The sequence below is a fragment of the Streptomyces sp. NPDC048258 genome (genome assembly GCF_043201995.1).
Classification (GTDB): domain Bacteria; phylum Actinomycetota; class Actinomycetes; order Streptomycetales; family Streptomycetaceae; genus Streptomyces.
Window position 1 is genome coordinate 17,935 of the sequence record NZ_JBICZH010000026.1, and the last position, 20,116, is coordinate 38,050.

At 71.9% G+C, this 20,116-nt stretch carries 21 protein-coding genes; 6 read left to right on the top strand and 15 right to left on the bottom strand.

Translation table 11 applies throughout. From position 1 onward, the window contains the following. Positions 1–30: 30 nt before the first annotated feature. Entirely contained in the window at positions 31–792 is a 762-nt protein-coding gene (locus ACGFYQ_RS36605; protein ID WP_362395876.1) for a phosphoglyceromutase, read from the bottom strand. Positions 793–944: 152 nt separating this feature from the next. Between ACGFYQ_RS36605 and ACGFYQ_RS36610 the strand changes: the two genes are divergently transcribed. Further along, the gene (locus tag ACGFYQ_RS36610) at positions 945–2,279 is read left to right on the top strand and encodes an MDR family MFS transporter (RefSeq protein ID WP_393750742.1); all 1,335 of its coding nucleotides are present in this window, start codon (positions 945–947) and stop codon (positions 2,277–2,279) included. Positions 2,280–2,297: 18 nt separating this feature from the next. On the opposite strand, the gene ACGFYQ_RS36615 is transcribed toward ACGFYQ_RS36610, so the two are convergent. Together ACGFYQ_RS36615 and mshA are read right to left on the bottom strand one after the other, a co-directional pair. Next, entirely contained in the window at positions 2,298–2,798 is a 501-nt protein-coding gene (locus ACGFYQ_RS36615) for a YbjN domain-containing protein (protein ID WP_393750744.1), read from the bottom strand. Then, positions 2,791–4,161 carry a D-inositol-3-phosphate glycosyltransferase gene (mshA, locus tag ACGFYQ_RS36620; protein ID WP_393750746.1) on the bottom strand — a complete coding sequence of 457 codons (1,371 nt, stop codon included), beginning with the start codon at positions 4,159–4,161 and terminating at the stop codon, positions 2,791–2,793. Before mshA ends, ACGFYQ_RS36615 begins: the two co-directional genes overlap by 8 nt. 219 nt (positions 4,162–4,380) lie before the next feature. Here mshA and ACGFYQ_RS36625 point away from each other — a divergent pair, with 219 nt between their 5' ends. The 3 genes from ACGFYQ_RS36625 (at position 4,381) to ACGFYQ_RS36635 (ending at position 9,000) form a co-directional block, all read left to right on the top strand. Continuing rightward, on the top strand, positions 4,381–5,211 hold the full coding sequence (locus tag ACGFYQ_RS36625) for a class I SAM-dependent methyltransferase (RefSeq protein ID WP_393750748.1): 831 nt from the start codon (positions 4,381–4,383) through the stop codon (positions 5,209–5,211). Between the two features lie 265 nt (positions 5,212–5,476). Continuing rightward, a complete protein-coding gene (locus ACGFYQ_RS36630; RefSeq protein ID WP_393750750.1) occupies positions 5,477–6,544 on the top strand; it encodes an NlpC/P60 family protein in 1,068 nt (355 codons plus the stop codon). Between the two features lie 1,109 nt (positions 6,545–7,653). Then, positions 7,654–9,000, top strand: a complete 1,347-nt coding sequence (locus tag ACGFYQ_RS36635) for a PP2C family protein-serine/threonine phosphatase (protein WP_393750753.1) — start codon at positions 7,654–7,656, stop codon at positions 8,998–9,000. Between the two features lie 62 nt (positions 9,001–9,062). On the opposite strand, the gene ACGFYQ_RS36640 is transcribed toward ACGFYQ_RS36635, so the two are convergent. The 3 genes from ACGFYQ_RS36640 to ACGFYQ_RS36650 all read right to left on the bottom strand — a co-directional run bounded on the left by ACGFYQ_RS36640 (position 9,063) and on the right by ACGFYQ_RS36650 (position 10,576). Further along, a complete protein-coding gene (locus ACGFYQ_RS36640) occupies positions 9,063–9,401 on the bottom strand; it encodes a DUF2516 family protein (protein WP_393750755.1) in 339 nt (112 codons plus the stop codon). A gap of 126 nt (positions 9,402–9,527) precedes the next feature. Then, on the bottom strand, positions 9,528–10,118 hold the full coding sequence (locus ACGFYQ_RS36645; protein WP_393750757.1) for a hypothetical protein: 591 nt from the start codon (positions 10,116–10,118) through the stop codon (positions 9,528–9,530). 23 nt (positions 10,119–10,141) lie between these two features. Then, positions 10,142–10,576 carry a helix-turn-helix domain-containing protein gene (locus tag ACGFYQ_RS36650; protein ID WP_393750759.1) on the bottom strand — a complete coding sequence of 145 codons (435 nt, stop codon included), beginning with the start codon at positions 10,574–10,576 and terminating at the stop codon, positions 10,142–10,144. 135 nt (positions 10,577–10,711) lie between these two features. On the opposite strand from ACGFYQ_RS36650, the gene ACGFYQ_RS36655 reads away from it, so the two are divergent. Then, positions 10,712–11,437, top strand: coding sequence for a HEAT repeat domain-containing protein (locus tag ACGFYQ_RS36655; RefSeq protein ID WP_393750761.1), 726 nt, complete (start codon positions 10,712–10,714; stop codon positions 11,435–11,437). 120 nt (positions 11,438–11,557) lie between these two features. Here ACGFYQ_RS36655 and ACGFYQ_RS36660 read toward each other — a convergent pair whose 3' ends face one another. From ACGFYQ_RS36660 to ACGFYQ_RS36670, 3 genes are all read right to left on the bottom strand, one after another. Next, on the bottom strand, positions 11,558–12,319 hold the full coding sequence (locus ACGFYQ_RS36660) for a putative protein N(5)-glutamine methyltransferase (protein WP_393750764.1): 762 nt from the start codon (positions 12,317–12,319) through the stop codon (positions 11,558–11,560). Between the two features lie 118 nt (positions 12,320–12,437). Further along, the gene (locus tag ACGFYQ_RS36665) at positions 12,438–13,682 is read right to left on the bottom strand and encodes a GNAT family N-acetyltransferase (protein WP_393750766.1); all 1,245 of its coding nucleotides are present in this window, start codon (positions 13,680–13,682) and stop codon (positions 12,438–12,440) included. Positions 13,683–13,733: 51 nt separating this feature from the next. After that, positions 13,734–14,333, bottom strand: a complete 600-nt coding sequence (locus tag ACGFYQ_RS36670; protein WP_393750768.1) for an AmfC protein — start codon at positions 14,331–14,333, stop codon at positions 13,734–13,736. Positions 14,334–14,470: 137 nt separating this feature from the next. Here ACGFYQ_RS36670 and dtd point away from each other — a divergent pair, with 137 nt between their 5' ends. Then, positions 14,471–14,896, top strand: coding sequence for a D-aminoacyl-tRNA deacylase (gene dtd, locus ACGFYQ_RS36675; protein ID WP_328299532.1), 426 nt, complete (start codon positions 14,471–14,473; stop codon positions 14,894–14,896). A gap of 27 nt (positions 14,897–14,923) precedes the next feature. On the opposite strand, the gene ACGFYQ_RS36680 is transcribed toward dtd, so the two are convergent. The 6 genes from ACGFYQ_RS36680 to ACGFYQ_RS36705 all read right to left on the bottom strand — a co-directional run bounded on the left by ACGFYQ_RS36680 (position 14,924) and on the right by ACGFYQ_RS36705 (position 20,031). Next, the gene (locus tag ACGFYQ_RS36680; RefSeq protein WP_393750771.1) at positions 14,924–15,892 is read right to left on the bottom strand and encodes a YgfZ/GcvT domain-containing protein; all 969 of its coding nucleotides are present in this window, start codon (positions 15,890–15,892) and stop codon (positions 14,924–14,926) included. A 53-nt stretch (positions 15,893–15,945) separates the two neighbouring features. Continuing rightward, positions 15,946–16,401 carry a Fur family transcriptional regulator gene (locus tag ACGFYQ_RS36685; protein WP_393750773.1) on the bottom strand — a complete coding sequence of 152 codons (456 nt, stop codon included), beginning with the start codon at positions 16,399–16,401 and terminating at the stop codon, positions 15,946–15,948. Between the two features lie 101 nt (positions 16,402–16,502). Beyond that, the gene (locus ACGFYQ_RS36690) at positions 16,503–17,075 is read right to left on the bottom strand and encodes an FABP family protein (protein ID WP_215139645.1); all 573 of its coding nucleotides are present in this window, start codon (positions 17,073–17,075) and stop codon (positions 16,503–16,505) included. A 270-nt stretch (positions 17,076–17,345) separates the two neighbouring features. After that, positions 17,346–18,365, bottom strand: coding sequence for a hypothetical protein (locus tag ACGFYQ_RS36695; protein ID WP_393750776.1), 1,020 nt, complete (start codon positions 18,363–18,365; stop codon positions 17,346–17,348). After that, positions 18,362–19,267 (bottom strand): hypothetical protein, encoded by a 906-nt coding sequence (locus ACGFYQ_RS36700; protein WP_393750778.1) that lies wholly within the window; start codon positions 19,265–19,267, stop codon positions 18,362–18,364. The genes ACGFYQ_RS36695 and ACGFYQ_RS36700 overlap by 4 nt, the downstream gene beginning before the upstream one ends. Then, positions 19,264–20,031, bottom strand: coding sequence for a hypothetical protein (locus ACGFYQ_RS36705; protein ID WP_393750780.1), 768 nt, complete (start codon positions 20,029–20,031; stop codon positions 19,264–19,266). Before ACGFYQ_RS36705 ends, ACGFYQ_RS36700 begins: the two co-directional genes overlap by 4 nt. Positions 20,032–20,116: the final 85 nt, after the last annotated feature.

Consider the following 20,116-nt stretch of genomic DNA (forward strand, 5'->3'; position numbering starts at 1 on the left):
GCGTGCTGGTCAGGGGCGTGATCGCGCTGCTTACTTCTTCTTGCCCTGGTTCTTGACGGCCTCGATGGCGGCCGCGGCCGCGGCCGGGTCGAGGTAGGTGCCGCCCGGGTTGAGGGGCTTGAAGTCGGCGTCCAGCTCGTAGGAGAGCGGGATGCCGGTCGGGATGTTCAGGCCCGCGATGTCGGCGTCGGAGATGCCGTCCAGGTGCTTGACCAGGGCGCGCAGGGAGTTGCCGTGCGCGGCGACCAGCACCGTGTGGCCGTCCAGCAGGTCCGGGACGATCGAGTCGTACCAGTACGGGAGCATGCGGACGACGACGTCCTTGAGGCACTCGGTGCGCGGGCGCAGCTCCGGCGGGATCGAGGCGTAGCGCGGGTCCTCGGACTGCGAGAACTCCGTACCGTCCTCGAGGGCCGGCGGCGGGGTGTCGTACGAGCGGCGCCACAGCATGAACTGCTCCTCGCCGAACTCGGCGAGGGTCTGGGCCTTGTCCTTGCCCTGGAGGGCGCCGTAGTGGCGCTCGTTCAGGCGCCAGGAGCGGTGGACCGGGATCCAGTGACGGTCGGCGGCCTCGAGCGCCAGCTGCGCGGTGCGGATCGCGCGCTTCTGGAGCGAGGTGTGCACGACGTCGGGGAGCAGGCCGGCGTCCTTGAGCAGCTCACCGCCGCGGACCGCCTCCTTCTCGCCCTTCTCGTTGAGATTGACGTCCACCCAGCCGGTGAACAGGTTCTTCGCGTTCCACTCGCTCTCGCCGTGGCGGAGGAGGATCAGCTTGTACGGTGCGTCGGCCATGCGTACGAGCCTAATGGACGGCCCGGACCGCTCGCGCGCGGTGTCCGCCCCCGCCGATTGACGGCGGGCGTCAATTGAGTGGCATCGGAAGGCGCCCCACTCGTAATATGCGGGGAGCCATAGAGCCACTTACACGCCCGGGGGGATTCCTTATGTCCGTTGCCAGTCTGAGACGGGCCGCCCGGGAGAGCGTGTCGGGGCTGCCCCGCGAGTTCTGGTGGCTGTGGACGAGCACGCTCGTCAACCGGCTCGGGGCCTTCGTCGCCACGTTCATGACCTTGTACCTGACCGTGGACCGGGGCTACTCGGCCTCCTTCGCGGGACTCGTGGTCGCCCTCCACGGGCTCGGCGGTGTGATCTCCTCGCTCGTCGCGGGCGTGATGACCGACCGGCTGGGCCGGCGGCCCACGCTGATGGCCGCGCAGGCCTCGACCGCCTTCTCCGTCGCGCTGCTGGGCTTCATGGAGCACCCGGCATCGATCGCGGCCGTCGCGCTGCTGGTCGGTATGACCTCGAACGCGTCCCGGCCGGCCGTGCAGGCGATGATGGCGGACATCGTCCGCCCCGAGGACCGGGTACGGGCCTTCGCGCTCAACTACTGGGCGATCAACCTCGGCTTCGCCGTCTCCGCGACGGTGGCCGGCTTCGTGGCGGAGTACAGCTACCTGGCGGGATTCCTGGGCGAGGCGGCGCTGACGCTGCTCTGCGCGGTCCTGGTCTACGTGAAGCTGCCCGAGTCGCGGCCCGAGAAGGGCGACGCGGCGCACGAGGCCGCCGAGGCGGAGGTCGGGCTGGGCACGGTCCTGCGCGATGGGCACTTCATGGGCGTGGTCGGGCTGTCGTTCCTGATCTCGCTGATCTTCATGCAGGGTTCGTTCGGGCTGCCGCTCGCGATGGGCTCGGCGGGCTTCTCCACCGGCGACTACGGCCTGGTCGTCGCCGTGAACGGGGTCCTGATCGTGCTGCTGCAGATCCCGGTCACCCGGCTCATCGAGCACCGCGACCCGCAGAAGTTGCTGGTGATCTCGGCGCTGCTGGCGGGATACGGCTTCGGGCTCACGGCCTTCGGCGGCTCGATCGGGGTCCTCGCACTGACCGTCTGCGTGTGGACCCTGGCCGAGATCATCAACTCGCCGACCCAGATGGGCCTGGTCGCCCGGCTGTCCCCGCTGCACGGGCGCGGCCGCTACCAGGGGATGTACACGATGTCCTGGGCGGTGGCCTCGCTGATCGCGCCGCTGCTGGCGGGCTTCGTGATCGACCGCTTCGGGGCGGGCTGGCTGTGGGGGACGACGGCGGTCCTGGGGACGGTGGCGGGACTCGGGTACTGGCTGCTGATGAGGAGCCTGCCGGAGGAGGGTACGGGTACGGGTACGGGTACGGGTACGGGTACGGGTACGGGTACGGGTACGGGTACGGGGACGGGGACCGGCGGTACGGCTACGGCTGGAGCTCCGGTCGGCCTGCCGGAGGCGGCGGGCGCATAACGGCGCCGCCCCGGCGGGTCAGGACGACGGCTGCGTCAGGTGCTTGAACGCGTCCAGGTTGTACGTCGGCTCCCCACGGGAGACCCGCCATTCGTACTCCCGCCGGATCGCGCTCGCGAACCCCAGCTCCAGCAGGGTGTTGAACGCGCCGTCCGCCGCCTCCAGGACCGTGCCGAACAGGCGGTCCAGGTCGTCCGGGGTGATCACGGACAGCGGGAGCCGGGCCGTCAGGTAGATGTCGCCGAGGCGGTCCACCGCGTAGCTCAGCCCGTACAGCTTGAGGTTGCGCTCCAGCAGCCACCGGTGGACGCCGGCCTCGTTCTCGTCCGGGTGCCGGATCACGAAGGCGTTGACCGACAGCGAGTGCCGTCCGACCCGCAGCGAGCACGTGGTGCTCAGCTTGCGGGTGCCGGGGAGCTGGACGACGTACGAGCCCGGTTCGGGGCTCTCCCAGCTCAGCTCCGAGCCGGTCAGGACGCTCTCGATGATCGCGGCGGTGTCGGTGTCAGCGTCAGCCATGGTGGGAGCGTACGCGACGGCGATGATCATGCATGGCCGCGGTGTACACGTCGGCCGTGCCGCTCGCGGCGGTGTCCCAGCCGAAGAACTGCGCGTGCCGCGCGGCCTCGGCGCCCATCCGGTCGGCGAGACCGGGCTCGTCGACGAAGCGGCGCAGCTCCCGCGCGTAGTCCACGGGGTCGTGGCCCGGTACGAGGATGCCCGTGACCCCGTCGTTGACGGCGACGGGCAGGCCGCCGACCTCGGCGGCGAGTACCGGTGTACCGCTGGCCTGCGCCTCTATGGCGACGAGCCCGAAGGACTCGCTGTACGAGGGCATGACCAGCACGGACGCCGCCCGGAACCAGTCGGCGAGCCCGTCCTGCGCGACCGGCGGGTGGAAGTGCACGAGATCGGCGATGCCCAGCTTCGCGGCGAGCTTCTGCAGGCCCTCCGGCTTGGCGAGGCCGCTGCCGCTGGGGCCGCCGACGACGGGGACGAAGAGGCGGCCGCGCATCGAGGGGTCCCGGTCGACCAGCTCGGCGACGGCGCGCAGCAGGATGTCGGGCGCCTTGAGGGGCTGGATGCGGCCGGCGAAGAGCGGGATGACGGCGTCCTGCGGCAGGCCCAGGCGGGCGCGGGCGGCGGCCCGGCCGTCGCCGACCGTGAAGCGGTCGAGGTTCACGCCGGGGTGGACGACGGCGACCTTGCCCGAGTCGGCCTCGTAGTAGCGGACGAGTTCGTCGGCTTCCTCGGCGGTGTTGGCGATGAGCCGGTCCGCGGCGGCCACGATCTGGGTCTCGCCTATGACGCGGGCGGCGGGCTCGGGCGTGTCGCCCTCGGCCAGCGCAGCGTTCTTGACCTTGGCCATGGTGTGCATGGCGTGCACGAGCGGTACGCCCCAGCGCTCGGCGGCGAGCCAGCCGACGTGGCCGGAAAGCCAGTAGTGGGAGTGAACGAGGTCGTAGTAGCCGGGGCGGTGCCCGGCCCAGGCCTGCATCACGCCGTGGGTGAAGGCGCACAGCTGGGCCGGGAGCTCCTCCTTGGCGAGGCCTTCGTACGGGCCCGCGTCCACGTGCCGTACGAGGACGCCGGGGGCCAGCTCGACCACGGGCGCCAGGCCGCCCTCGGTGGCCCGGGTGAAGATCTCGACCTCGATGTTGATCGCGGCGAGGCGCTTGGCCAGCTCCACGATGTAGACGTTCATCCCGCCGGCGTCGCCGGTCCCGGGCTGGTGCAGCGGTGAGGTGTGCACGCTGAGCATGGCCACGCGGCGGGGCTTGCGGTGGTGGCCCACGGCCGGCAGGCGCATGCGCGGAGGCTCGTGGCGGGTGGCGCGGGCAGCGGCGAGACGGCCGCTGATGCGGGACACGTACTGGCTCAAGGGAGCAGTTCCTCTCGCTCGGACGGGCCACTCGGACGGTCGGACCGGCCACACGGACGGCATGACTGCAGGAGCACCGCTCGGCGCCCTGCAAGCAGTGCAACCCGGATGGCCGCCCCTCGCATTCCGGGGTCTCCGGTTTTCCTCGATGTTTCTTGATGGGTCATGGGGAGACGCCGGATTTTCATCCGGCGAGGGCGCTCCGCTTACGCTCGGCTCATGGCCTCCCGCACCACGCCGACCCCGAGCCGCGTCCCCGGCCGCCCTGTGGGCTCGGTGACGCGCGGGACGACGAACCCGAACCGGTTGCGCCGGATGGACCGCTGGATCGCCGCCACGCACGGGGCGGCGCTGCGGCGCGCGCAGGCGCCGGTCGCGGTGGACCTGGGGTACGGGGCCGCGCCCTGGACGGCGGTCGAGCTGCTGGCGCGGCTGCGCGAGGCGGCGCCGCGGGTACGGGTGGTCGGCATCGAGATCGAGCCGGCGCGGGTCGCCGCGGCGAAGCCGTTCGAGCGGGAGGGGCTGAGCTTCCGGCACGGCGGCTTCGAGGTCCCGCTGGACGGGCCGGGCGGCGGGGAGCGGCCGGCGCTGATCCGCGCGGCGAACGTACTGCGCCAGTACGACGAGGAGCAGGTCGCGGCGGTGTGGGAGCGGCTGTGCGCACGGCTGGCCCCGGAGGGGCTGGTGGTGGAGGGGACCTGCGACGAGATCGGGCGGCGGCACGTGTGGGTCGCGCTGGGGCCGGAGGGGGCGCGCACGGTGACGTTCGCGACCCGTCTGGGCTCCCTGGAGCGCCCCTCGGACCTGGCGGAGCGGCTGCCGAAGGCGCTGATCCACCGCAATGTGCCGGGCGAGCCGGTGCACGCGTTCCTGCGCGACTTCGACCGGGCGTGGGCGGCGGCGGCTCCGTACGCCTCGTACGGGGCTCGGCAGCGCTGGATCCGGACGGCGCGGGCCCTGTCCGGCGACTGGCCGCTGGCGGACGGGCCGGGGCGGTGGCGGCAGGGGGAACTGACGGTGCGCTGGGAGGCGTTGCGCCCGACGGGGTGAAAGCGGCGCCGTGGGGAACCGGTGCTACGGATCGCCCGTTGAGCGGGCAGGGATGGGGTCCGTTGGGGCGGACAAGATCGGACGAACACCCGTGAGGGTGTTGCAATTCATCGACTCGTGGCACCATCCCGAAGGCAGCGATAAGTTACTGACGAATAGTCAGATCTCATGCACAGTGACGTGCGGTCTGACTCGGGTGCCTGGGGGGACCATGGGGGCCGAAAGGCGACAGCGAGGCGCAAGTGCTCTCGTACTGCTGTGCGCGATGGCGATACTGACGGCACCGGGCCTGGCGGCGGGCATGGCGTACGCGGCGCCGGCGGCACCCGCTGCCCCGGCAACCCCCGCTGCCCCGGCCGCACCCGGAGCGCCGGCGGCGCCCGCGCCCGAGCCGGGCGCCAAGTCCCTGGAGCAGGTCCGCAAGGAGATAGAGGACCTCTACCGCCAGGCGGGCGCCGCCACCGACGCGTACAACCTCGCCGAGGCCGAGGCCAAGGCCCAGTCGGACAAGATCGTCGAGATCGCCAACCTGATCGTCGCCGGCCAGGAGCGGATCACCACCCTGAAGAGCCGCGCGGGCGCGGCCGCCCGCGCCCAGTACCGCTCGGGCGGGCTGCCGGCGGGCGCGAAGCTGGCGCTGAGCGATGACCCGGGCAAGTTCCTCGACGGGGCGGGCCGGCTGAAACAGGGCGAGAAGGCCGCGTCGGACTTGCTGGCCGAACTGGACCGGACGCAGAACGACTTGAAGCGGTACGCGCAGGAGGCGAGCGCGCACTGGGCGACGCTGGAGGCCAACCGGCTCAAGCAGGAAGCCTCGAAGAAGCAGATCGAGGAGAAGATCAAGGCGGCGGAGGAGCTGGAGAACAAGCTCGAAGCCGAGGAGAAGGCCCGGCTGATCCAGCTGGAGCAGGAAGCGCAGTACAAGGCGCAGACGGCGTGGCTGTCGACGGGCGCGATGAAGGACGTCAACGGCGCGGCGACGGAGGCCGGGAAGCGGGCGGTGCAGTTCGCCACCGCCCAGATCGGCAAGCCGTACGTCTGGGGAGCCGAGGGTCCGGGCTCGTTCGACTGCTCCGGCCTGACCTCGCAGGCCTGGCTGGCGGCGGGCAGGGGGATCCCGCGCACCTCGCAGGAGCAGCTGCGGCTGCTGCCGAAGGTCGCGCTCAAGGACATGCGCCCGGGCGACCTGATCATCTACTTCGACGACGCGAGCCATGTCGGGATGTATGTCGGCGACGGCGCGATGGTCCACGCCCCACGCCCCGGCCGAAACGTGACGATAGCGGGCGCGGGCTCCATGCCGATCAAGGCGGTCGTCCGCCCGGACGCGTAGCCCTGGGCGGGCAGCGGCGCGGGCTCCTTGGCGAGCAGCCAGGCGAGCCCGGGCTGCGGGAACTCCCCCACCGGCCCGCCGCGGGCCCCGGCCAGGCCTGCCCCTGCCGGGCCAGCACCAGGACCGGCCCCGCCGACGACTGCCCTGCTGCACGGAGCCGCGTCGGTCCGGGCTCCGGAACACCCGCGCGGCCCGAAGCGGGCCCCGGCCGGGGGCCGCCGCTGGCGGGGCCCGGACGCGTGCCCCCCTGGCGCGCAACCTCGCGGGCCGGCGCCGCGGGAACTCCCAGCAACCCGAAGCGGGCCCCGGCCCGGGCAGCCCCTGGCGGGCGTGCGCGGGCCCCAGCCCGGGCACGGACGCATACCCCCTGGCACACAACCCCGCGGGCCCGCGCCGCGGGAACTCGCAGCCCGCCCGAAGCGGGCCCCCGACCCAGGCCCGCCGCTGGCGGGGCGGCTTGAGGTGCCGACCCCTGGGCCCGGTACCGACCTCCCGGCGCGCCGCCGGCGGCCACGGCCTGGCCGAGCGGCCCGGCCGAGCCCGGCTTCCGGGAGCTCACAGCCGCCCGGACGGACTGACCCCGAGCGGGCCGCAGGCGCCGGGCTGCCGTTGCGCGCGGCCCGCCCGCGGAAGGCAGTGGGTCCCCAGGGCGCTCCCTGACCCCGTCGGTCGGGGGGGCGGTGCCGCCGAAGCGCGGCCGATGCACGGCTTCCGGCGGGCATGCCGCTGCCCCGGAATCGGCCAGGCAGGCCGGGCGGTCCGTGTGCGGTCCCGCCAAGGGCAGCGCCCGGCCGGGCTCCGGGCCGCCGGAGCCTGCACCGGCCTGCACCGGCCTGCACCGGCGGCCCTGCCGCAGCCGCACGCGCCAACCGTCCGCAGGGCTACGGGCCGGCCGGTACAGGCAACCGATCCGGCCTGCGGCGCGTCTCGGTGGACGGGACGGACACGGCCCCCGCGTGACCTTTGTCATCCAGTGAGGCCGATTTTCCCCCGCGATAACGGCATATGACGGAGGCCTTGGCCCAGAACGGCATTCCGCTCGCCGGGCCGGGACCGCTAGGGTCTGCCGGACGAGCGCACCCTCGGGGGGAGGGAAGGAACCGGAGACGATGCCCGTACCCGTACCGCGGCAGAGGGACACCCCGGCCACGGAGAGCGGTCAGGCCGTTCTGCACACCGCCGCACCGCCCCTCGCGGGAGCGACCCCGCCGGCGGCCGCCGAGGCGACCGCGCAGGCGACCTCGCACACGACCGCGCTGACCCTCCTGGTCATCGAGGACGACCCCGCGGGCGGCCTCACCGTCCCCGAGATCCTCGACGCCGACGGCCACCGCATCCGGCTCCGCACCGCCCGCAACCTCACCGAGGCCGCACGACTGCTCACGCCCGACGTGCACTGCATCCTGCTCGACCTGTCCCTCCCGGACACGGGCCCCCGTACACCGTCACCGTCGGCCGCAGCCACCACCGCGACCACCGTGGACCGGCTGGCCGCTCTCCGCCAGGTGCTCCGGATCGCCCCCGGCCACGCCGTCCTCGTCCTGACCGCAGAGGCCGACGCCGAGCGCGCCGCCGAGGCCGTCCGGGTCGGCGCCCAGGACTTCCTCTTCCGGGACGAGCTGGACGGCAGGCTGCTGAGCCGCGCCATCCGCTACGCGGTGGAGAGAAAACGGGCGGACATCGCCCAGTACAAGCTCGCAGAATCGAAACTGCGCGCCCAGGAGAACGCCCGCCTGGAGCGCGGGCTGCTCCCCAACCCCCTCCTGGAGGGCTCCGACCTCCGCTTCGCCGCCCGCTACCGCCCCGGCCGCAGCCGGGCCCTCCTGGGCGGCGACTTCTACGACACCGTCCGCACCCCCGACGGCACCGTCCACGCCATGATCGGCGACGTCTGCGGCCACGGCCCCGACGAAGCCGCCCTCGGCGTCGAACTCCGCATCGCCTGGCGCGCCCTGACCCTGGCCGGCCTGTGCGGCGACGACCTGCTGGCCACGCTCCAGGAGGTCCTGGAGGTGGAGCGTCCCTGCGAGGAGATCTTCGCGACGCTGTGCACCGTGGACATCTCCCCCGACGGCCGCCGCGCGGGCCTGTGCCTGGCTGGGCACCCGGCCCCGCTGATATCCAGGCCGGGCCGCCCCGCGCGGCTCCTCCCGTACGAGAACAGCGGCCCGGCACTGGGACTGCTGCCCAAGGCCCGCTGGCCCCGGCGCCAGGTCGAGCTCGGCGGCACCTGGAGCCTGATGCTCTACACCGACGGGCTGATCGAGGGCCGGATCGGCGAGGGCAAGGAACGCCTCGGGCAGGACGGCATGGTCGAGATGATCAACCGCCACCTGGACCGCGGGCTGAGCGGCGAGGGCCTGCTGGAGGCCGCCGTCACCGAGGCGCGCCGCCTCAACGGCGGCGAGCTCACCGACGACGTCGCCGTGGTCCTGCTCTCCCGCGCCGAAGGCTGAGCCGAACAAGCCGAACGAGCCGAACGGGTCGGTACGGGGCTGTCGGCGCGGTACCGGAGGGCTTACCGCCCGCCGTTGTACGGCCCGTACGGTCCGTCGCTGCTGCTGCCGCCCCTGCGCCGCCCGCCGCCCGAGACCTGCTTGAGCGCGGGGCGGACGTCGACGAAGAACACGATGGTCGCGACCAGGCCGGCGATCTCCAGGAACAGCATCCCCAGGAAGAAGTCCACGAGGACGGTGATGCCGAGAATGACCAGCCAGAAGGTCTTGGTCTGCTTGTCGGCCGCCCGGTACGCGTCCTCGCGCGCCAGCAGCGCGAACACGAAGGCCACCACCGCCAGCACCAGCATGGCGAGCCCGAGCAGCGGGATCACCCCTCGATCGAACCCGTCCATCAACATCGCTTCGACCGCCTTCTCATGCTTGTGTTGCGCACACCTGATTCCACGCTACCGGCACAAGCGCCCTCACGAACCACAACGGGCCGGACACCCACAAGGTGCCCGGCCCGCCGTCGGTCATGCGGTTCAGCTCTCGTCGCCCGCGGTGACGGAGGCCTTCTTGGCCGTGCTCCTGCGCGCGGCGGGCTTCTTCGCGGCGGGCTTCTCCTCACCGGCGGACGCGTCGGCGGCGGACGCGTCGGCGGCGGCCGGCTCGGCGGCGGGCTCAGCGGCCGGCTCGACGGCCACGGCGATCTCGACGATCTCCTCGGAGACCTCGCCCCGCCAGGCGCGGACGGCCTGCTCGCCGTGCTCGGCGACCTTGTCGTAGGTCTCCTTGGCGCGGACCGCGTACTCCGCGGCCACACCGACGCCGCGCAGCGCCAAGTCTTGCGCGGTCTCCCCGAGCTTCTTCGGGTCGATCGCGCCGAACACCTCGGCGACCTTGGCGGTGACCGCCTCCTGCGCCTCCTTGGCGGCCTCCTTGGCCTTCTCCTGCACGACCTTCGGGTCGGTGTTCTTCACGGCCTCGATGCGCGCGGGGGCCTCGGCGCGCAGCTGCTCGATGAGCCCCGGCACCTTCTTGGCCTGCTGCACGGCGAGGTCGGCGGTGCCGGCCGCGAAGTAGAGCGGGGTGGGGTCGGTGAGGGTCTTCTTCAGGTCATCGGCGATGGCCATGTGCTGGTCCTCCCGGATCAAGTTCAGTTCGTCGTCTTCGACGGCATCTCTTCGTCGGCCCTGGCGGCCGCGTCGGTCCCATCGGTCCCGGCCTCGGCCTCGGCGGGCGCGTCGAGCGCGTTCTCCTTGCGGAACGACTCGTAGATCTGGAGCAGCACCTGCTTCTGCCGCTCGTTGATGGACGGGTCGGCGAGGATGACGGCCCGCGTCTCCACCTCGTCCCGGTCCCGCTCATCCAGGATCCCGGCCTGCACGTACAGCGTTTCCGCGGAGATCCGCAGCGCCTTGGCCAGCTGCTGGAGGATGTCCGCGCTCGGCTTGCGCAGCCCGCGCTCGATCTGGCTCAGGTACGGATTCGACACCCCCGCCGCCTCGGCAAGCTGCCGCAGCGAAAGCTGGGCCTGCCGACGCTGCTCACGGAGGTACTCGCCGAGGTTTCCGACGTTGAGCGATGCCATGACTCGATCCTGCCCGATCCTGCTAACTATTGCAAGCAGGCGCTTGCAACATCTCCCACCCGTGCCCACTGGGACGAGGGGTGAGCGGGATATCCGATGACTGAGGCCGTCGCTGCCAAGGCAGACTCGGGCCCCATGGACACGGTGATCGCTCAGCGGGTAGGTGAGCTGGATGCGGATTCGAGCGAGGTGGCCGAGGACGCACAGCATGCGCTGATCGCCATGGGGCCACAGGTTTTGGATCAGCTGATCGCTGCAGTGCCGGGCCTGAATGCCTTCGGCCAGCTGTGTGCCGTTGAAGTCTTCACCGCTCTGCAAGATCCCAGGCCAGGAGATGTGCTCATCGGCCTGCTGGAGAGTGAGAACGCAACCGTCCGCGAGTGGGCGGCCGAAGCCTTGGCAGAACTTGGGGTCCAGCGTGCCGTGCCGGATCTGTGGCGGGTCTATGAGGCGTTCCGGGGGCGAGGCGAGGCCCCCGACAGCTGCGAAGGCGAGGCGCTGCGCTGGGCTCTCACCGATCTTGGTGCCCGGAGGGTCGTACTCCCTCTCCGAACCGCCGCGCTGCGGCGACCGCTGGAGAACCTGGACCCTGCATGGCCCACGGCTGATCTCGCCGAAGTCATCGACGATCTCGCTGCCCACAACCAGGCCGTTCTGAATTTCCAGATCTGGCAGATCACACCTGCCGGACGGGTCTTCGCAGGCCGTGGCCCGGGCATCGACTGGGACGTCGACCGCCTGAGGCCCTGGCCTGAGATCGTGTCCGAGTGCCGGGAATGGTCCCTGCTGGCTGCCGAAGCAACCGATGAGTCCTCGGATCTGGTGGCGACGATCTGCTGGATCGATGCCGCGGACCTGTGATGTCATCCGCCTGCCACAGCGGCTGCGTCCGCCCGGTACCGACCCGGTCCTCCAAAGGTCGCCGTCCAGCGGCGCGTGGCCCCCCGCCTGATGCCAACCATCGCGAGCAGTCACACGCGGTCAGGCCGCGGCGATCACCACCGTCGCGTACAGCTCCTCCGAGGTGGCGACCCGGGCCGTCAGGCCCGCCGAGGTCATGGCCGCGGCCGTCGTCGGGCACTGGCGGGCGCTCGTCTCGATCAGCAGGTGGCCGCCCGGGGCCAGCCAGGGCAGGGCGCCCGCCGCCACCCGGCGGTGGACGTCCAGGCCGTCCGCTCCGCCGTCCAGGGAGACCAGGGGCTCGTGGTCCCGGGCCTCCGACGGCATGAAACCGATCTCCTCCGTCGGCACGTACGGGGCGTTGACCACCAGCACGTCCACCCGCCCGCGCAGCGATTCCGGGAGCGGGGCGTACAGGTCGCCCTCCCAGACGCTGCCGCCGTACGGAGCCACGTTGCGCCGGGCGTAGGCCAGCGCCGCCGCGTCGATGTCCGCCACGTGCAGCTCCACGCCGCCCGGCACCCGCGCCGCCACCGCCGCGCCCAGGGCGCCGACCCCGCAGCACAGGTCCAGCACGACCGCGCCCGGCCGGGCCAGCGCCACAGCCTCCGCCACCAGGAACTCGGTGCGCCTGCGCGGTACGAACGCCCCCGCACCCACTTCCATCCGCAGTCCGCAGAACTCGGCCCAGCCCACCACGTGTTCCAGCGGTTCGCCGCCGACCCGGCGGCCCAGCAGCTCCGCCAGGTGGCCGTCGTCCCGCGCGGCCGCGACCAGCAGGTCCGCCTCCTCCTCCGCGAAGACGCAGCCCGCCGCACGCAGTTGTTCCACGACAGTCGTCAAATACCTCAGTCCTCAGTGCTCACTACTCATGACTATGCATCCGGCGGGCCACCGCCCACAGCCGCCCGCGCTTCTCCTCGAACCTCGCCGCAAGGTACTCGCCGGGGCCGGCCAGGGCTCAGAAGACGTCCGGGCACCACGGACGGCGCGCCGTGCGGAACACCGCGTCGGCCAGTGCCAGCGCCCCCGGCCGCTCCTCGACCACCCGGCCGAGCGCGCCCAGCCGCACCGCCGACTCGTCGCCGAGGTACAGGGAGCCCAGTACGGACACGTCCAGCCGCAGGTCCGCCGCCTCCTCGGTCCGCTCGCAGGTGCCGGCGCCCGCGTCCAGCCGGTAGCGGCCGGCCGCCGGACCCGCCGCGTCCGTCACGTCGAGCACGAGCACCCCGGGCACCGCGTACGTCCGCGCGCTCAGCGCCCGTACGACATCCAGCAGCCGCACCCACAGGAAGTCCGCGGCAGTCAGGGTCCGGGCGGAGCGCGGGTCGGGCAGCAGCTGCGTGACCAGGTCGTCGGGGGCCCGGTAGCCCGTACGGACCTTGAGCACCCAGTCGATGGAGCACAGGAAGTGCCACAGCGCCCGCTGCGCCTCGGGGGTGACCGCCAGCAGGTCCCTGACCTGCACGGTGTTCTGCGGGACCTTCGCGTCCGTCCAGTGGTCGTCGGCCTGGTAGACGACCAGGCCCGCCACCTCGCCGGCCGCCGTGCGGTACACGGCCTGGAACTTGTCCTTGTACGGGCGGTGCGACATCTCCTCCAGGCCGGTCGTCAGGCTCCACCAGCGCTCGTCCCGGTCCACCGCGCCGTGCGTGACCGCGCGCAGCCGCTCGTGCAGCTCCGGGCCCACGCGCCGGACCTCGGCCGCGTCCACGAAGTCGATCCGCCCGCCGTCCAGGTCGGGGGGCAGGCGCCGGTCCAGTCCGGTCCTCGGTACGTCGATCTCCCATTCCGAGATCGAGGCGGCGGGCCCGTACCCGTACCGCCCGTAGATCGGGTACTCGGCGGCGATCAGCGTCGACAGCACGTCCCCGCGCGCGTGGGCGGCGGCGAGCTCGGCGGCCATCATCCGGGTCAGCAGACCCTGGCGGCGGTGCGTGGCGAGCACCGCGACGTTCGAGACGGCGCTGGCGGGCACGGTCGCCCCGCCGGGCACGGTCAGCTCCTGCGCGAAGGAACGGAAGGCGGCGACGCAGCGGCCGGTGTCGGTGTCGAACGCGCCCTGGATACGGGTGAGGTCGCTGTACTTGGCCCGCTGGGCGACATCGGTCTCCGTCGCCTTGGCCGGGCTGAGGAACCCTGTGTTCAGGGTGTTGAGCCACTCGTGGAGTTCGGATTCGGCGATCGGCCGGACGTCAGCACTCATAACGGGCCACGCTAATCGTGGGACCGGCCCAAGTCGCCCGGTTTTTCCGGCTCAGGCCAGCAGGTCGTCCACCTGTGCTTCGCCCTCCCGGTACCGCCGGGTGATCTCCGCGCTGCAGTCGTCCACCGTGCGCTGGAGCTGCTGGCGGCGCCGCGAGACCTGCTGTTCGTAGCGGATCAGCTTGCCCATCCCGTCGTACAGCTCGCCGTCCGTGCGCGCGCCGAGGTCCGACAGCTCCACGTCGGCCAGCATCTCCGCCGCCAGCAGCCGGTACTCCTCGCTGTGCGGGGTGCCGAGCGTGACGTGCCGGGCCGAGGCGCTGCGGCTGGAGGGAGCGTCGGCGAGGATCTCGGAGAGCCGGTCCACCACCGGCGTCTCGGGATCGGTACGCCGGGCCAGCTCGGCCCGCAGGATGTCGATGCGGCCCTGGAGCAGTCTGCGTACGTAGCTCAGGTCGGCCTCGTCGCGCTGCGCGTCACGGCGCAGCGCGCGCAGTTCCGGCAGCCCGAGCGCGCTGGTCGGCGCGGTCCCGGCCGGGGCGACGGCCGGGGCCGCCCCCGGTACGTCGGCGGTGCGCTGCGCGGGCGGTCGTACCGCGGCAGCGGACATGGACGCGGGTGATGCAGGTACGGAGGTACCAGAAGTATTCATACGAACGTAGTCCGTCCCCTCGACCGGTGCGGCGCACCCGCACCGCCTGCGTGCATCGTGCCACTCTCCGTGGTCCCGATGCAGTCCCAGTCCACCCGATCGGCCCCGGACGGGTGCACGGCTGGTACACAGGTGGTATGCGAGCTGTGGTGCAGAGGGTGGACGGCGCGAGCGTCGTCGTGGCCGGCGAGACGGTCGGCGAGATCGTCGGCGAGGGGCTGTGCGTGCTGGTGGGGGTGACCCACGACGACACACCGGAGAAGGCTGCGCTGCTGGCGCGCAAGCTGTGGTCCGTGCGGATCCTGGAGGCGGAGAAGTCCTGCAGCGACGTGGACGCGCCGCTGCTGGTGATCTCCCAGTTCACGCTCTACGGAGACGCCCGCAAGGGCCGTCGGCCCACGTGGAACGCGGCCGCGCCGGGGCCGGTCGCCGAGCCGCTGGTGGACGAGGTCGTGGCGCAGCTGCGGGCGCTGGGGGCGACGGTGGAGACGGGCCGGTTCGGCGCGGACATGCGGGTCTCGCTCACGAACCACGGCCCGTTCACCATCGTCATCGACATCTAGTGCTGTGGGTCAGGGCGCCACAGCGGGTCAGGGCGCTACGACGACCTCCTGCGCGGCGGCGGTCTTCCCGGCCAGCAGCGGCGCGTCCACCGGGACGTTCCGCTTGACCAGCGCGAGCGCGATCGGGCCCAGCTCGTGGTGACGGACGGCGGTGGTCACGAAGCCCAGCTGCCGGCCCTCCTCCCCGTCGGCGGCGAGCCGGACGGGCGCGCCGTGCGCCGGGAGCAGCACCTCGGAGCCGTCCAGGTGCAGGAAGACCAGGCGGCGCGGGGGCTTGCCCAGGTTGTGGACACGGGCCACCGTCTCCTGGCCTCGGTAGCAGCCCTTCTGGAGGTGGACGGCGGTGCCGATCCAGCCCAGCTCGTGCGGGATGGTGCGGTGGTCGGTCTCCAGGCCGAGCCGCGGCCGGTGCGCCTCGACGCGCAGGGCCTCGTACGCGAGGAGGCCCGCGGCCGGGCCGTGCGAGGCGGCGAAGGCCTCCAGCTCGGCACGGGGCAGGAAGACGTCGCGGCCGTGCGGGGTCTCCCGTACGACGTGCTCCTTGGCGACCTCGGCGATGGAGCCGGCCGGCAGGTGCACGACCGCGAACTCCTCGGTGCGGTCGGCGACTTCGACGCGGTAGAAGAACTTCATGGACTCCAGGTAGGCGATCAGCTCGCCCTGGGTGCCCGGCTCCACGTGCGCCCACGTGGTCTCGCCGTCGTCGACGAGGTAGAGCGCGTGCTCGATGTGACCGTGGGCGGAGAGGATCAGCGCCTCGGTGGCCTGCCCGGCCGGCAGCTCGGTGAGGTGCTGGGTCAGCAGCAGGTGCAGCCAGCTCAGCCGCTCCGGTCCGGTGACGGTGACGACTCCGCGGTGCGAGAGGTCGACGAAGCCGCGGCCGTCCGCGAGGGCGCGCTGTTCGCCGTACAGCTCTCCGTAGTGGGCGGCGACGCCCTCGTCACGGCCTTCGGCCTGCACGGCGCCGGGGAGATGGAGCAAAGGGCTGCTGGTCATGGGACCAAGCGTACGACCCGGCCAGGACAGGGCCTACGGTGCCCGCGCGTGGCCTACGCGTGGCCGTCGCGGTGCTTGGCGGCGCACTTCTTGCACAGTCCGAAGATCGCGAAGTGCTTCATGTCGGTCTCGAACCCGAACGTCGCGCGGAGCTTGGCGGTGAACTCCGCGGCGATGTCCACATCGGCCTCGATGACGTCGCCGCAGTCGCGGCAGACCAGGTGGATGTGGTGGTGCCGGTCGGCGAGGTGGTACGTGGGCGCGCCGTGGCCGAGGTGCGCGTGCGAGACGAGCTTCAGCTCCTCCAGCAGCTCCAGCGTGCGGTAGACGGTGGAGATGTTGACGCCGGAGGCGGTCTTGCGCACCTCGGCGAGGATCTCGTCCGGGGTGGCGTGCTCCAGGGCGTCGACCGCTTCCAGGACAAGCTGGCGCTGCGGGGTCAGGCGGTATCCGCGCTGCCGCAGGTCGGTCTTCCAGTCGGTGCCTTCGGTGCTCTCGGTGCTCACCACCCGGCCAGTGTAAGCGCGCGAAGGGGACCGCGGGCTGCCCCGCGGTCCCCTTCGTGCACAGCCTGTGGATATGTCCGGCCGGTCCGGCCGATGAGATCCGGTCAGCGGAAGAAGGCGATGCCGTCGTCCGGCATGTCCGGGAGGTTGCGCGCCATCTCGGCGACCTCCTCGGGCGTGACGACCTTCTTCAGCTGGGCCGACATGTACGGGCGCAGCTCGACGTCCGGGGTGGCCTTCTCGCCGACCCACATGAGGTCGCTCTTCACGTAGCCGTAGAGCCGCTTGCCGCCGCTGTACGGGCCGGAGGCCGCGGTGCGGGCGACCGCGTCGGTGGCCAGGTCGATCTGGGGCTTCTGGTCGGCGAGCTCGCCGTACCAGACCTCGACGACGCCCTGGTCGCGGACCATGACGATCTCGACCTTGCGGTCCTTGTCTATGCGCCAGTAACCCGACTCGGACTCCAGCGGCCGCACCTTCTTGCCCTCGGCGTCGAGGACCCAGGTGTGGGAGGTGTACTCCAGGAAGTCCCGGCCGTCGTGGCTGAAGACGACCTCCTGGCCGAAGTTGCACTTCTCCTCACCGGGGAAGTCGAAGACTCCCGCACCCTCCCAGTTGCCGAGGAGGAAGGCGAGCGGGACGAGGCCCGGGTTCAGGTCGGACGGGATCTGGATCATGAATGGCTGCTCAGGCGATCTGTGGGAGGGGTTCCGGGGCGGTCTGCTGCGCGGACGCTCAGCGCTGACCCTGGTACAGCTTCTTGACGGCCAGAACGGTGAAGGCGAGGACGCCGACGCAGACCAGGACCAGCAGGGAGGTGAAGACTGCCTCAAGCACGGGGTGCTCCTCGGAGGATTCGTTCGGGGGAGGTACGGCCGGTCCCCAAGCCTACTGGCCCGGGGACCGGCGCACTCTGTGAGGTCGGCCGTTCCGCGCTCCGCCGGAGGTCAGCTCAGCATCTGGCTCTGCAGGATCACCGTCTGGTGGAATGGGACGCTGGCCACCTCGCCCTTCCTGGTCTGGATGATCACGGCCTGGACGTCACCCGCCTGCAGGCAGCCGACCTTGGTCTGCTCGTCGCCGTACGGCTTGGATTCCAGGTAGACGCCGACGGTGTCGCTCTTGTAGACGATGGCGGGCCGGCCGGGGCCGCTGTGCCCGAGCGTGGGCGTCTGCTCGAACTTGGCCTTCCTCCAGTCCATGTCCACCGTGAGCGCCTCGGCTCCGAGGAAGCTGCTGTTGCTGTTACAGACCTGGTAGGAGTCCCTGAAGCTCTTGGAGTGGATGCGCAGCAGGTAGATACGGGTCCTCGTGCCGTCCGGCATCGTCCAGCCGCGGCCGACGATCTGGCGCAGCCCGTCGTGGTCGAGGCTCTCCTTGATCTTCGCCCGGGCGGCAGGGGCGTACTCCTCCACGAACGCGTCGGTGGACACGTTCCCGTCCTTGTCCGCCTTGAACCCGTCGTCGGGCCGGGCGGTCCCGGGGCCTGGCAGCAGCAGGGCCGAAAGCGCGGCGTAGTGCGTTTCGGCCTTGTTGTCCTCGGCCCCCGGCAGGGGCGCACCCGGCGGCAGCGTTGGCCACGACAGCGGCGGGTAGGCCCAGCGGCCGTCGCCCTCGGTGGACAGGCCGGGAAGGTCGGTGCGCTCGGCCTGGACCATCCCGTACGCGGCTCCCGTGCCGGCGGCGGCGAAGACGACGACGGCGGCCGTCCAGCGCAGGAGGGCACGCAGACGGCGGCGATCCTCGGGCGCGGCGGGAGCGGCCTCGGGCACGGCCTCCGGCAGGGGCACGGGCGCGGTTTCCGGCACGGCCTCGGGCGCGGTTTCCGGCACGGCCGCAGGCACGGTTTCCGGCACGGCCGCAGGCACGGTTTCCGGCACGGCCGCGGGCACGGTTTCCGGTACGGCCGCGGTCGGTGCCTCGGGCGCGGGAGCCGCTTCGGTCTCGGTGGTGTTCTGCTCGCTCACACGGACTCCCCGGGGGACTTCAGTCGGTTCAGCTGCTCCTTGAAGAGGTTCACGGCATCGGTCGCGGAGAACTGACGGGCCCCTGTGTACACCTTGAAGTCCACCAGGACATCACCCTGGACCGCGACGCACTCGATGTTCTCGACCGTGCTCAAGACCTTGTCCTCCTTGTCCTCCTTGTCCTCCCTCCTCGGCGCGCGCACCGTGCTCAGCACGCACTTCGCGTTGTCGAAGCCCTCCACCTTCGGCGCCTCGCGGGCGTCGCCGTCGCGGAGCGACTGGAGCAGTTCGAGGAGCTTCCCGGTGAGGGCGGACAGCGACGCGAGGGCCTGGGGATCGGCCTGCGTCAGCCTGATCTCCACGCCCGCCGGCGCCGCGTGGGAACCCGCGAGGTAGCTGCGTGCCGCCAGGCCCTTGAGCTTCAGCTCGGCCAGCGTCTTGTCCCGCTCGGCGCGCCGCTCGTCGGAGAGTCCGGTCTCGGAGTCCTTCAGCGACTGGAGCGCCCGTTCCGCGGGGACGTAGAAATCGTGGCCCTCCACATCGATGTCCGGGCCGGGGGAGAGGACGGTGGTGTACGGCAGCAGCTTGGCCACGAGGTCGTTCGGCGGCACGGTCGGAACCGGCGGCTCGGAGCCCGAGGGCTCCGGCGCGTCCTCGGCGGCCCAGTAGAGCGTCGGTGCGGTGCGGTCGGCCCGGTCCATCGCGGCGGACGCCCAGAAGCCGCCGCCGGCGAGCACGGCGACGGACAGTACGCCGGCGAGCACGGCCACGGTCGTCCGCCGGGTCCGGCGCAAGGGAGCGGGCACGGCCGCCGGCGACCCGTCGGCCCCGTCTCCCTCGTCGGTCGCGGCGTCCGGCCGGTGGTTCCGGGCGTCCGGCCGGTGGTTCTGCTCGTCGCTCACAGCCGCTCCCACTGCCGCTTGGCCAGCTCGGCCAGGGCGGTCTCGTCCAGGTCGCCCCGGTTGTTCTGGATCTTCACGTCCATGACGATGTCGCCGCGCCGGGCGACGGCCCGGCCCGACTGCACCGGCTGATATCCGGGAGTCTGACGGACCTTCGAGTCGACCCAGAGGTGACCGAAGGCCGCGGGCACGCCGGGAAGGTCCTTGCCCGGGTTCCCGGCGAATTTCGGCTCCGACATGAAGGAGTAGCCGACCCGGTGGTCCTCGGCCCCCGCCCGCTCGTAGAACTGCTTCAGCCGCACCGTGACGACGTTGTGGTCGCCGTCCTTCCACCGCAGTGTCGCGATGCGCCGCACGTGCCTGGTGAGGATGCCGCGCAGCCCCGACCCGGGATTCTCGTAGTAGTCCGCGGCGAATTCGTCCAGCGGTTCCGCTCCGGAGTAGCTGACCTCCACCCCGCCCGGGGCTTCCACCAGGAGCTTGGTCAGGTCGTCGTCGGTCTTGTGCCACCGGTTGGCATTGATGGTGCGCAGGCTCGTCGACTCGTCCGCCGGCAGGGGCTCCGGCACGTCCACCGACTGCTGGGCCAGGGGCGGCAGTGGGGTGGGTGCGCGGTGGTACTGAATCGCGTACCCGGTGACCGTGCCCGCGAGGATGCCGAGGGTGGCCGCGCCCGCGATCAGCAGGAGAGTGCGGCGGCGGGGACGGCGTGGCCCTGTTTCCGCCCCTTTCTGCTGCTCAGGGGCGGTCTGTTCGTGTTCCAAAAGGGTCCCCCCACAGGACTGGAGGCGCTGGCTCATTACCCGCGCGTACCCATGACCCGATCTTGGGGGAAGCAGTTGTATGAAT